Raw genomic sequence first — 12485 nt, 5'->3', positions numbered from 1 at the left:
GGCCGGGGTCGCCCCGTGTGACCGGACCACGAGCCACGCCTGCCCGGGCAGGTAGCTCGACCAGCGGACCTACGTCCCCGCCGCGGATCGGGCAGCCGTGCAGGACGCCGGGATCCCGGAGGTCAGCGACGTCGACCGCGACGGAACCCACGCGGTGCTCACCGGGTCGTGGACGAACCTGCTCGTCGGCCGACCTCCCCGCGGCGGCGCAGCCATCCCCCGCCGTACAGCGCCCACAGCACCAGCAGGGGCTGGAAGAACAGGCGGACCAGCCGCTTGGTGTCGGTGTCCAGCCCGAAGGCGTCGGTCCCCTCGAGGTACTGCGCGACGTTGCCGGGGAAGATCACGACGAAGAACGCCGCGAGCAGCGCCCCCACGGTCCGTCGCTTGCGCGGCAGCGCCACGAACGCCGCACCGAGAGCGATCTCCGCGACACCCGAGGCGAGCACCGTCAGGTCCTCGTCGACGGGGAACCACTCGGGCACCTGGGCCTGGAACTCCTGCCGCTGGGTGGTCAGGTGCAGGATCCCCGCCCCCACCATGGCCGCACCGAGCAGCAGACGGGCACCCGTGCGGGGAGCGGAAGGCATGCCCGCACGGTAACCGGGGACCGTGGTCAGCCCTCGCGGGCCGCCCTGACCACGGCCATGAGCCGCTCGAGCTCGGCGGCCGGGATCACCGGACCGAAGTCCGTCGCGAACCGACCCATCGGCATGGACTTGATCATCGAGGCTGCCGGACGTGGACGGACGACTGGCAGGGAAGACGGCGTTGGTGACCGGGGCGGCGGCGGAGATCGGACGGGCGGTGGCCGATCGGTTCGTCGTCGAGGGAGCGCGGGTCGCCTACGCGGACCGGGACGCCGCGGGCGCAGCGGCGGCCGCAGCGGCGTCCGGTGGTCAGGCGGTCACTGCGGCCCTCAGGCCCTGGCTGCCTGCCGCTCGTGGCGGCGCAGCTTGGCGAGCATGTCGGCGACGAGCAGCCGGACGTCGACATCGGTGAACACGCGCCGGGGCGCGCCTCCGGGCCCGGACGCGGTCTCGGTCCAGGTGCTGGAGGCAACGCTGAGCGAGGTCAGCAGCAACGGCGGGGTGTCCCCCAGCGGCCAGGTCTCCCCCTGCTCTACGAAGTAGGGGATCGGCAGCTCGACGTACCGCTGCCACAACCACGCCCCCACCCGGCCCGCCCCACCCAGGTCGTGCTCCAGCTCGGCGACGGAGTACTCGCACCGCCGGTAGGTCTCCAGCGGGAACTGGGTGACGGCGAGGTCGGTGCGGGCCAGCACCTCCCGCGCTGCTCCGGCGTCGGTCTCCCGGTTGTACTCGAAGGCGTCCGAGGCCAGTGCCCCGCCGACCCAGACCAGCGTCAGCCGCGACGCGATCTCCGGCGCCTGCCGCAGCGCCTGCGCGACGTTGGTCAGGGGTCCGGCGCAGACGAGCAGCAGCGGCAACGGGTCGTCCCGCCGGGCCTCGGCGACGATGAGGTCCGCCGCAGCCGAACCGGTGCCGCCCCCGTCCAGGAGCACGTCGCAGCCGGCGGCGACCGCCGGTCGCGGGCCGTCGATGAGGTCGACGAGCTGCTGGGCGAACCGTGCGCCCCTCTCCGCGGTGCCCTCCGGTGGCCCGAACACCGGGCTCAGGTGCGAACTGGTCACCGCGTCCACCCGGTTCGCGGGGCTGAGCAGGTGGTGCGCCAGGGCGACCAGGCCGTCGGGGTCGCCGGCCCAGTCGTTGTCGATGACGACGCGGCAGCGTTGGGTGATGCGCAAGGACACGTGCTTCCTCCGGGAGTCAGGCGGTGGTGGCGGGGGCGGCCGGAACGTCGCTGCCGGCATAGCGGAACGAGCGGACGACGATCGAGCCGGCGGAGCACCAGAGACCGAGCAGCCGACCGGTCATGCCGCCGGCCACCTCGGTCGAGACGTACCGGCCGTCGAGCCGGCCGAGCTCGGCGAAGGCACCGTCCCGCACCACCCCGGCCAGCAGCTGGTCGGGACCGAGCGCCGTCGAGGAGAAGTGCCCCTCGTCGGGGACGGCGCGGATCTCCAGGACGACGTCGCCCGCGGCGGGGACCGCAGTCTCTCCCAGCACCTGCCGGAGCGGTCCGACCTGGGCGATCGCCCGCACGCGGTCGCCGGCGACCTCGAGGTCGAGGTGGTGCCGGGCGTCCATCCGCACCGACAACCCGCCCACACCGCCGGACGCGTCCACGACGGCTCGGGCGCTCGCGACCAGGTGCTCCTGCCGCCGGCCGGCGAACGCGAGCTCCTCCGACGCCGGGTCGCCGTCGACGGCGGTCAGCCGCCAGCCGCCCTCGGACCGGGTGAGGACCTCGCCCGGGAAACGCCGGGGCGACACCCAGGTGTCCGGCAGGCCCGGACCGCCGAGCTCCTCGACCTCGGCCGGGCCGTCCGGCGGCGTCAGCCACTCCCCGAGCCGCGGCCAGCCGTCCTCCCACACCACCTCGGCCGCAAAGGTCTCGCGGCCGAGCACGTGGAACTGGGGGCTCGCCCCGCGCGGGCGCACGCCGTGGAAGACGATCGCCCAGCTGCCGTCGGGCCGCTGCACCAGGTCGGCGTGCCCGGTGTTCTGCACCGGCGACTCGACGCCGCGGTGGGTGAGCAGCGGGTTCCACGGGCAGGGCTCGAACGGACCCGACGGCGAGGTGCTCCGGGCGACGGTGACGGCGTGCCCGCGCTCCGTGCCGCCCTCGGCGATGAGCAGGTACCAGTGGCCGTCGACGTGGTACAGGTGCGGTCCCTCGGGGAACCGGCCGCCGGTGCCCTGCCAGACGTGCCGCCGCTCGGTGAGCGCGGTCCCAGTGGCCGGGTCGACGGCCTGCTGCACCAGGCCCGCGGGTCCGCCCGGGCCGAAGCCGGCGTAGGTGACCAGCAGGGCGCCGTCGTCGTCCCACGCGAGGTCGGGGTCGATGCCGCGGACCTCCGGCATCCGCACCGGCTCCGACCACTCCCCCAGCGGGTCCTCCGCGGTCACCAGGGTCTGCCAGCCGCCGTCGGCGAGGTTGGTGGTCACCATCCAGAACCGGCCGTCGTGGTGACGGATCGTGCAGGCGGTGATGCCGCCGGAACCGGGCGCGGCCGAGACGTCGAGCTGGGAGGGCCGGCTCAGCACGGAGCCCACCTGCTCCCAGGCCACGAGATCGGTGGAGCGGTACAGCGGCACGCCGGGGGCGTACTCGAAGCTGGAGTGGACCATCCAGTAGGTCTCGCCCACGCGGCAGACGCTCGGGTCGGGGTGGAAGCCGGGGACGACCGGTCGGGGCGTCACTCCGGTGCGGAGAAGTCGGGCAGCTGCGGCTTCTCGACCGGCCGCGGCTCGTCGATGGTGCAGCGGTAGGTGTGCCGGCCGGAGCCGACCTCCCGCGTCGCCGACCCGTCGGGCAGCACGACCTCCGCCGTCGTGTTCGGCGGCACCGTGACGTCCAGGGCGAAGGCGGTGCCGTCGGTGAGCGTCCAGGACACCGACGCGGCGCCGTAGGGCGTCTCGTGGGCGGCCTCGGCGGAGGTGATCCCCGGTCCGGGCGTGGGCTGCACCCGGAGCCGCCGGTAGCCGGGCGCGGCCTGGGCGAGGCCCGCCACCCTGCGGTGCAGCCAGTCGGCCACGGCGCCGTACGCGTAGTGGTTGAACGACGTCATCTCACCGGGGTTCACCGACCCGTCGGGGAGCATCGAGTCCCACCGCTCCCAGACCGTCGTCGCGCCCATGGTCACCGGGTAGAGCCAGGACGGGTGCTCGCGCTGGAGCAGCAGCTCGTAGGCCGCGTCGACGGCCCCGGCGTCCACCAGCGCGTCGGTGACGAAGGGCGTGCCGAGGAAGCCGCTGCCGATGTGCCAGCCGTCCGAGGCGACCTGCTCGGCCAGCAGCCGTCCGGCGTGCTCGCGCTGCTCCGGCAGCAGCAGGTCGCACTCCAGCGCCAGGGCGTACGCGGTCTGCGCGGGGTAGGCGACCCGCCCGGTGGGCGTCACGTACTCGGCGCGGAACCGCTCCGCCGCACGCTCGGCCAGGGCGGTGTAGGGGCGCCCGTCGTGTCCGAGCACCGCGGCCGCGCGGGCCATGATCCGCGCCGAGCGGGCGAGGTAGGCGGTGGCCACCAGCGGCCAGGGCGTCCGGGCGGCACCGGGCTGGTCCGGCGGCGCGACCGGGTCCAGCCAGTCCCCGAGCATGAACGGCACGCCGGCGAAGTCCAGCTCCTCCCCCGCGGCGCGCGAGAAGGCGTCGATCCAGGCGGTCATGCTCGGCCACTGGTCGGCCAGCAGCCCGGCGTCGCCGTGTCCCTCGTACAGCGTCCACGGCACGACGACGGCGGCGTCGCCCCACCCGGCCTCGGCGGAGACGGGGAAGGGCAGCAGCGGGATCCAGGGCACGTACAGCGGCACGAGCCCACCGAGGTCCTCGAGCTGCTCGACCGCCAGGTCGGCGAGCCAGGACCGCAGCATGCCCGCGGTGTCGAACAGGAACGCCGCCGTCGGCGCGAAGGCCTCCAGGTCACCGGTCCAGCCCAGCCGCTCGTCGCGCTGGGGGCAGTCGGTGGGGACGTCGAGGAAGTTGCCCCGCATCCCCCAGACGACGTTCTCGTGCAGCTTGGTGACGTCGGCGTCCGAGCAGGTGAACGTGCCGGTGCGCCGCAGGTCGGTGTGGACGACGACCGCCTCGAGGTCGGCGGCAGTCAGCTCGCCCGGCCAGCCGCTGACCTCCGCGTAGCGGAACCCGTGGAAGGTGAACCGCGGCTCCCACGTGCGCGGCCCGTTCCCGTCGAGGACGACGACGTCGGTCGCGTCGGCCCTGCGCAGCGGCCTCGTGCACAGCTCGCCGTCCTCGAGGACCTCCGCGTGCCGGAGCGTGATCTCGGTGCCGGACGGACCGTCGGGCAGGGAGAGGCGGATCCGGCCGACCAGGTTCTGGCCGAAGTCGACCAGCGTCCGCCCCGACGGCGAGGTCGTGATCCCTTGGGCCGGCAGGGTCCGGGTCCGGCGCACCGGCGGTCCCGTGGGCGCGACGAGGGTCGCCGGGTCCAGCACGCCGACGTCCACCGCCGTCCAGCCGCTGTCGTCGAAGCCGGGCGCCGACCACCCCGGCAGCTCCCGGCGGAGGTCGGCCGTCTCGCCCCGGTAGAGACCGGCGCTGATGAGGGGGCCCGAGGTGGTCGACCGCCACGTGCCGTCGGTGGTGACCACGCTGCGGGTGCCGTCGGGGTGCTCGACCTCCAGCTGCAGGAAGGCGCCGGTGCGCTCGCCGTAGATGGCCCGCTTGCCGGTGAAACCCAGGTAGCCGCGGAACCAGCCGTCGGCCAGCTGCGCACCCAGAGCGTTGGCCCCCTCGCGGACCAGCGCCGTGACGTCGTGCGTCCGGTAGCGCAGCCGGTGCCGGTAGCTGGTCCAGCCGGGTGCGAGCACCTCGTCCCCGACGCTCGCGCCGTTGAGCTCGGCCTCGAACACCCCGTGCGCGGTGGCGTACAGCCGCGCTCGGGTCACCGGCTTGTCGAGGACGAACTCCCGCCGCAGCAGGGCGACCGGCTCCTCGACGTCGCCGGGCAGCACCGGCTGGGCGAGCCGCGCCGACCAGTCGGACGGGTCGAGCAGCCCGGCCTCGACGACGACGTCGTCGCTCCACGCCGAGGGCTGGGCAGCGCCGTCCCCCCAGACCCGCACCCGGACGCTGCGGCGCTCGCGGCTGGTCAGCGGGGCGGCACCCCACGGCACCAGCACCGACTCGGCGGACACCACCCGGCCCGACGACCACACCTCGCCGTCCTCGCGCGCGATCTCGAGCTCGTAGGCGGCCTGCCGCCAGTCCGGCAGGTCGGTGCGCGTCACCCACGACAGGCGCGGTGCGGTCTCACCGATCCCGAGCGGCTCCCGGTGGTGCTCGACGGTGACGGGGAGGACTGTCAGATCGCTCATCGGAGGGCTGCCTTCAGGTGGTCGACGGACAGGCGGACGAGGCCGTCGACGTCGTCGTGGCCGTCGAAGATGTGCTGGGCGCCCTCGACCGGCACCAGCGTCGAGGGGACGCCGGCGGCGGACAGGGCGGCGTGCAGCTGCTCGCTCTGCGCGTAGGGCACCAGCCAGTCGGCCGTGCCGTGCACCAGCAGGAACGGCGGCGCGCTCGGCGTGACGTGGGTGATCGGGCTGGCGTCGGCGAGGTCCCTGCCCTCGAGCCCCCGCGTGAGGTGGTCCTCCGGCGGCGCGTGCAGCTCCACGGGGAGCATCGCCGCCACCGGTGGCGGCGGCGCCGTCCGCGGCATCGTCGACAGGTCCGACAGCCCGTACCAGTCGACGACGACGTCGACCGCGCTGGAGGGGCCGACGACGCCGTGGCTCCCCTCCAGGTCGTCGCGGTGGGCGGTCAGGCCGAGCAGCGCGACGAGGTGCCCCCCGGCCGACTCGCCCCAGGCACCGATCCGGGTGGTGCTGACGCCCAGGTCGTCCGCGTGCGCCCGGAGGTAGCGGACCGCGGCCTTGAGGTCGTGCAGCTGCGCCGGGAACGGCGCCTCGAGCGCGTGCCGGTAGTCGAGCGTCGCGACCGCGAGCCCCGCGTCGAGCAGCGCGTCGAACACCTGGTTCGGGCGCAGCGTCTCGGGCAGCCAGCGGCGGTCGCCCATCATGAATGCGCCGCCGTGCACCCAGACCACCAGGGGCGCGGGCTCGTCGGTCGGGGGCACCCAGACGTCGAGCTGCAGCGGGCGGTACCCGAAGGCGACCGCGTAGGTCAGCCCGCTGAAGTGCAGCGCGCCGTCCTCCCGCCGGGTCGGCCGGTGCGGCGGCAGGAAGCGGGCCGGTCCGGCCCACTCGGTCGTCTCGGGGGTCAACGCGGTGTCTCCTCGAGGGTGCAGTTGTAGGTGTGCGTGCCCGGGCCGGCGCCGTCGACGGACCCGTCGGGCAGGACGATCTCCGCCGTCGTCCCGGCGGGGACGACGACGCGCAGCGCGAAGCGGTCGCCGTCGAGCGTCCAGGCGGACTCGATGCGGCCGTACGGCGACTCGTGCGCGGCCTCGGCCGAGGTGAGCCCGCCGCCAGGCCGCGGCCGGACGCGGAAACGCCGGTAGGCGGGCTCGACCAGCTCGATCCCGGCGGTGTACCGGTGCAGGAAGGAGATCACCGCGCCCTTCGAGTAGTGGTTGAGCGACTCGTGGGGCACCCCCTCGGCCGACACCCCGTTCCAGCGCTCCCACACGGTGGTGGCGCCGCGGTCGACCATCACCAGCCAGGACGGCTCGCTGTCCTGGAGCAGCAGCTCGTAGGCGACGTCGAGGTGGCCGCTGTCCGCCAGCACCGGCAGGAGGAACGGTGTGGCCAGGAAGCCGGTGCCCAGGTGGGTGTCGGCCTTGCGGATCAGCTCGACCAGCCGCTCGGCGACGGCCGGCCTCAGGGCGTCCGGCACGAGGTCGAAGGCCAGCGCGCGGACGTGGTTCGCCTGCGTGTCAGGCGTGAGCCGGCCCCGCTCGTCGACGTACTCGGCCCGCCAGGCGTCGCGGGCGCGGTCGGCGAGCTCGGCGTACCGCGCCGCGTCGCCCGGACGGCCCAGGACGTCGGCGATCCGCGAGGCGAGCCGGGCGCTGTGGGCGAAGTACGCCGTGGCGACGTCGCCCTTGTCGGCGGCCACCCAGGCGGGGAAGTCGTCGATCTCCTCACCGGGGACCAGCCACTCGCCCCAGTGGAAGCCGGTGTCGACCAGGTACCGCTCGTGCGGCGCCGGGTCCGGCCGCGCGGCGGCCCGCGACGGGTGCCGCTGCTCCCGGGCCATCCGCTCCGTCCGCTCGAGCCAGCGGACCACCGTCGGCCACATCTCCTCCAGCACCTGCACGTCCCCGTAGGCGCGGTAGAGCTCCCACGGCACGATGACCGCGGCGTCGCCCCAGCCGGCGGAGCCGTTGAGGAAGGCGACCGGGCTCTCCCGGCCCTCGCCCCGCGTGCTGGGGCTCATGTTCGCGACGGTGCCGTCCGGCCACTGGTCGAGGGCGACGTCGCGCAGCCACTTGGTGGAGAAGCCGGCCACGTCGTAGAGGAAGGCGGCGGTGGGCACGTACAGCTGCCAGTCGCCCGTCCACGGCCCCCGCTCCCGGTGCGGGCAGTCGGTGGGCACGTCGCAGGCGTTCCCCCGCAGGCTCCACACCGCGGCCTCGTGGAACCGGTTCACCCGCTCGTCGCTGCACGAGAAGGTGCCGGTGCGCCGCATGTCGGTGTGCACCACGACGCCCCGGACGTCGTCCGGGCTCAGCTCGCCGGGGTGGCCCTCGATGCGGACGTACCGGAAGCCGTGGGTCGCCCGCCGGGGCTCGAAGACGTCGCCGGGGACGCCGGCCGAGACGACGGAGTCGACCTGGCCGGCCGGGAGCGGCTCGGGCAGGAACGGCACGGCCGGGCGCAGGTGGTCGGTGGTGACGTCGCCGTCCGGGCCGAGCCACTCGCCGTGGGTCAGCGTGAGGGCCGTGCCCGCCGGGCCGAGGTCGGTCAGCCGCACCCATCCGTTGATGTTCTGCCCGAGGTCGACCACCTGCCGGTCGCCGTCGATCCGCGTGACCGAGACAGGGACGATCTCCGCCACCCGGCGCACCGGCGGCGCCGGGGAGTCCACGAGACCCGCATACCCGTGCTCGACGACCGCCGCGTCGTCCCAGCCCGCGTCGTCGAACCCGGGGCGCTCCCACCCGCGGGGCAGCCGGGTCAGGTCGACGCGCTCGCCGGCGATGAGGTCGGCGGCGACCACGTGGCCCACGGAACTGCGCCACCCCGGCCCCGTGCCGACGACGGACTCCGTGCCGTCGTCGTGCGTCAGGTGCAGCTGGAGCAGCAGCGCCAGCCGGTCGCCCCACTGGTCGGCCGCCCGGGTGATGCCGGTCTGGCCGCGGAACCAGCCGTCGGCCAGGATCACCGCGAGGGCGTTGCGCCCTTCGCGGACCGACGTCGTGACGTCGAAGGTCTGGACCTGCAGGCGCGCGTCGTACTGGGTCCACCCGGGCGTGAGCTCGGCGTCTCCCACCCGCACGCCGTCGAGGAACGCCTCGTAGATGCCCTGCGCGGTGGCGTGCAACCGGGCCGCGGCCACCGGCCGCGCGACGTCGAACTCGAACCGGAGCAGCGCCGCGGGCCGCTCGCCCTTCGGCCCGCCGGGCATCGTGCCGGGCTCGATCCAGGAGGCGGTCCAGTCCTCCGGCCACAGCAGGCCGGTCTCGAACCGGCCCGGTGCGGACGGCTCGCTCTCCCCGAGCTCGGTGCGCACCCGGACCGTCCACCCGACCCGCTGCGACGAGGCCAGCGGCGGCCCGGCGTACGGGACCAGCAGGCTCTCCCCGCTGTCCACCCACCCGGTGTCCCAGCCGTTGTCAGTGGTGAGCCGGTAGGCCTCCTGCGCGCGGGCGCCGCCGGGCAGCCGCCACGACAGACGAGGCGCCGGCGTCCGGATGCCGAGCGCCTCGTCGAGGTGCTCCACCCGCAGTGCGTGGGGTGCGGACGTCAGCTCCGGCAGGATCGCTTCTGCCGCTCGGCCCCGGTGCAGGGGCTCGCCGCGAGCCTGCGAGTGGTGGGGGGCAGGGGGGTCCTCTTTCACAGGGCCGGGACGCGCTCGGCGTGGTGGCAGGCGGTCAGGTTGCCGTCCACCATCCGCAGCGGCGGACGCTGCTCGACGCAGACCTCGGTGGCCAGGGGGCAGCGCGGCACGAACGGGCAGCCGGTCGCCGAGGGCTGCGCGGCGCCCGCCGTGCCGACACCGAGCGCCTCGCGGGCGGCACGGCGGGCCGCCTGCTCGCCCGGCCGCGGCACCGGCGCGGCAGCGGTGAGCGCCACGGAGTACGGGTGGCGCGGCTGCTGGGTCACCGACTCGACCGGCCCGGACTCCATGACCTGCCCGCGGTAGAGCACGACGACCCGCTGCGCCAGGAACCGGACCACCCCGAGGTCGTGGGCGATGAAGAGGAAGGCGAGGCCGTGCTGGTCGCGCAGGTCGGCCAGCAGGTTCAGCACCTGCGCCTGGGTCGACAGGTCCAGGGCGCTGACCGGCTCGTCCAGGACGAGCACCCGGGGGTCGCACACCAGGGCCCGCGCGATCGCGATGCGCTGCCGCTGGCCGCCGGAGAACTGCGAGGGGTAGCGGTCCACCGCATCGCCGGGCAGGCCCACGGACTCCAGACCCCTCCGCGCCCTCCGCAGCGCCTCGGCCGCGTCCACGCCCATCAGCCGGAGCGGCTCGGCGAGCGTCTGGCCGATCGTCCGCGCCGGGTTGAGGGAGGAGTAGGGGTCCTGGAAGACGACCCGCAGGTCGGCGGCCGTCGTCCTGCGCTGCTGCAGCGACATCGTGGTGATGTCCTGCCCGTGCAGCCTGACGGTGCCCGACGCCGGCGGCTGCAGGCCGAGGACGGCCTTGCCGATCGTCGACTTCCCCGACCCGGACTCGCCGACCAGCCCGACGGTCTCGCCCGGTGCGATGTCGAAGCTGACGTCGTCGATGGCGGGAGGCGCCTGACGCGCCCTGCGTCCCGTGCCGTAGCGGACGACGAGGTCGCGGATCTCCAGGGCCGGGGCGACGGCCGTGGCCGGCCGGCTGGGGGCGGGCGCGGTCATCGAGTTCCTCCGGTGGTGGCGACGGGCTGCTCGACGACCGGCTCGGCGGGCACGCCGGCGTCCGGCGCCGTCTCGGCGCCGACGTGCTCCGCACCCCAGCGGATGCCCGCGTCGTGGACCTCGGCGACGCGGACGCACAGGACCGAGCCGTCGCCGTGGGCGGGCAGCGCCGCGAACGGCCTCGTGCACGTCTCCTGCGCGAACTGGCAGCGGCCGGCGAAGCGGCAGCCGGTGGGCCAGGACCCGGGCGGCGGCACGGTGCCCGGGATGCAGGCCAGCCGCAGCGGGACGGGCTCGCCGTCGGGCACGTGCGGGTTCGCCCCGAGCAGGGCCATCGTGTACGGGTGGGTGGGGTCGTCGAGGACCCGCTCGGCGGTGCCGGACTCGACCACCTGGCCCGCGTACATGACGGCCACGTCGTCGCAGATGTCGGCGACGACGCCGAGGTCGTGGCTGACGAGGATCACCGACAGGCCGGTGTCACGGACGAGCACGCGCAGCAGGCTGAGGATCTCGGCCTGCACCGTGACGTCGAGGGCGGTGGTGGGCTCGTCGGCGATGAGCAGCTCCGGCTGCCCGGTGAGCGCGAGGGCGATCGCGACCCGCTGGGCCATGCCGCCCGACAGCTGGTGCGGATAGGACCCCAGCACCCGCTCGGCGTCGACGATGCCGACCTGCTGGAGCAGCTCGGCGGCGATCGTCCGCGCCTCCGCCCGGCCGACGCCGCGGATGCGGCGCAGCGGCTGGGTCAGCTGGTAGGCGATGGAGAACATCGGGTCCAGCGCCACCATCGGCTCCTGCGAGATCATCGCGATCTCCCGGCCTCGGACGGCGCCGAGCTCGCGCTCCGTCAGGCCCACGAGCTCGCGCCCCTGCCAGAGGATCGAGCCGCCGGAGACCGAGACGCCGTCGGGCAGGAGGCCCATCAACGACCGGGCTGTCATCGTCTTGCCGCAGCCGGACTCTCCCACCAGGCCCAGCACCCGGCCGGGCTGCAGGGAGAAGGAGACGCCGGTGACGAGCGCGGGGCCGTCGTCCACGGCGACGTCGAGGTCGCGCACCTCGAGGATGGCCCGCGGATCGGCCGGGGCGGCATGGGCCTCCGCGGCGACGACTGCGCGCGCCGGCGGCCGCTTGCGGCGCCGCGGGGCGGCCGCCACCGAGGCCTTGCCCGCGATGGCGTCGGCCAGCTCGTTCGCGGCCACCACGGTGAGCGCGAGGACGAGACCGGTCGGCACGAGCAGCCAGGGCGCGTTGAACACGTAGGAGGAGGCGTCCTGGATCATGAAGCCCCAGCTGGGGGCGGGCTCGGCCGGCCCGAAGCCGAGGAAGGCGAGCCCGGCGATGATCAGCAGGCCGATGCCGTAGAGCTGGGCGGCCTGCACCGCCACGACCGTCGCCATCGACGGCAGGACGTGGACGAGGTTGACCCGCAGCGACCCGAGCCCGTTGACCCGGGCGGCGTCGACGTAGAGCCGCCGGCGCACCGACTGGGCGACACCCAGCATCACCCGGTAGACGGCTGCCGAGATCAGCGCGCCGAGGATCGCCATGATGACGTAGGTCCGGACGCCGATGACGCCGATGACCGCGAGCAGCAGGATCGTGGCCGGCAGCGCGAGGAAGACCTCGGTGACCCGGCTGATCACGCGTTCCACGCGGCGGCCGCGCTCGGCGGCGACGAGCGCCAGCGGCAGCCCGATGCCGAAGGCGACCAGGACGGTCACCGCGGCGGCCAGCAGCGGCTCGGCGCCGGCGGAGAAGATCCGGCTCAGCAGGTCGCGCCCGAGCGGGTCGGTGCCCAGCCAGTGCTCGGCCGACGGCAGCGCGAGCCGGTTGCCGAGGTCCTGCGCGGCGACCTCGTACGGCCGCCAGAGGGGCGCGGTGAGCGAGGCGACCAGCATGAAGA

9 protein-coding genes are annotated in these 12485 nt (G+C 74.9%); 1 reads left to right on the top strand and 8 read right to left on the bottom strand.

Annotation, left to right across the window (positions count from 1 at the left end; all coding sequences use genetic code 11):
- Window positions 1-158: 158 nt before the first annotated feature.
- A complete protein-coding gene (locus DCS98_RS21925) occupies window positions 159-590 on the bottom strand; it encodes a DoxX family protein (RefSeq protein ID WP_116453613.1) in 432 nt (143 codons plus the stop codon).
- A 151-nt stretch (window positions 591-741) separates the two neighbouring features.
- Here DCS98_RS21925 and DCS98_RS23980 point away from each other — a divergent pair, with 151 nt between their 5' ends.
- A complete protein-coding gene (locus DCS98_RS23980; RefSeq protein WP_338070218.1) occupies window positions 742-1002 on the top strand; it encodes an SDR family NAD(P)-dependent oxidoreductase in 261 nt (86 codons plus the stop codon).
- Here DCS98_RS23980 and DCS98_RS21915 read toward each other — a convergent pair.
- The 7 genes from DCS98_RS21915 to DCS98_RS21885 all read right to left on the bottom strand — a co-directional run.
- Entirely contained in the window at window positions 920-1774 is an 855-nt protein-coding gene (locus DCS98_RS21915; protein WP_116453612.1) for a nucleoside hydrolase, read from the bottom strand. The two genes, DCS98_RS23980 and DCS98_RS21915, sit on opposite strands and share 83 nt — an antisense overlap.
- Before the next feature lie 16 nt (window positions 1775-1790).
- Complete coding sequence (locus DCS98_RS21910; protein ID WP_116453611.1) at window positions 1791-3287, bottom strand: glycoside hydrolase family 43 protein; 1497 nt, start codon at window positions 3285-3287, stop codon at window positions 1791-1793.
- A complete protein-coding gene (locus tag DCS98_RS21905) occupies window positions 3284-5920 on the bottom strand; it encodes a glycoside hydrolase family 78 protein (protein ID WP_116453610.1) in 2637 nt (878 codons plus the stop codon). The genes DCS98_RS21910 and DCS98_RS21905 overlap by 4 nt, the downstream gene beginning before the upstream one ends.
- Window positions 5917-6828 carry an alpha/beta hydrolase gene (locus tag DCS98_RS21900; RefSeq protein ID WP_116453609.1) on the bottom strand — a complete coding sequence of 304 codons (912 nt, stop codon included), beginning with the start codon at window positions 6826-6828 and terminating at the stop codon, window positions 5917-5919. The genes DCS98_RS21905 and DCS98_RS21900 overlap by 4 nt, the downstream gene beginning before the upstream one ends.
- Complete coding sequence (locus DCS98_RS21895; protein WP_116453626.1) at window positions 6825-9476, bottom strand: family 78 glycoside hydrolase catalytic domain; 2652 nt, start codon at window positions 9474-9476, stop codon at window positions 6825-6827. The genes DCS98_RS21900 and DCS98_RS21895 overlap by 4 nt, the downstream gene beginning before the upstream one ends.
- An 86-nt stretch (window positions 9477-9562) precedes the next feature.
- Window positions 9563-10576: an oligopeptide/dipeptide ABC transporter ATP-binding protein gene (locus DCS98_RS21890; protein WP_116453608.1), complete on the bottom strand. Its 1014-nt coding sequence runs from the start codon at window positions 10574-10576 to the stop codon at window positions 9563-9565.
- A partial coding sequence (locus tag DCS98_RS21885) for a dipeptide/oligopeptide/nickel ABC transporter permease/ATP-binding protein (RefSeq protein ID WP_116453607.1) occupies window positions 10573-12485 on the bottom strand: 1913 nt, incomplete at its 5' end. The genes DCS98_RS21885 and DCS98_RS21890, both read right to left, overlap by 4 nt.

Source organism: Blastococcus litoris (assembly GCF_003075095.1).
Lineage (GTDB): Bacteria > Actinomycetota > Actinomycetes > Mycobacteriales > Geodermatophilaceae > Blastococcus_B > Blastococcus_B litoris.
This window is presented reverse-complemented; position numbering and strand designations above follow the sequence as displayed.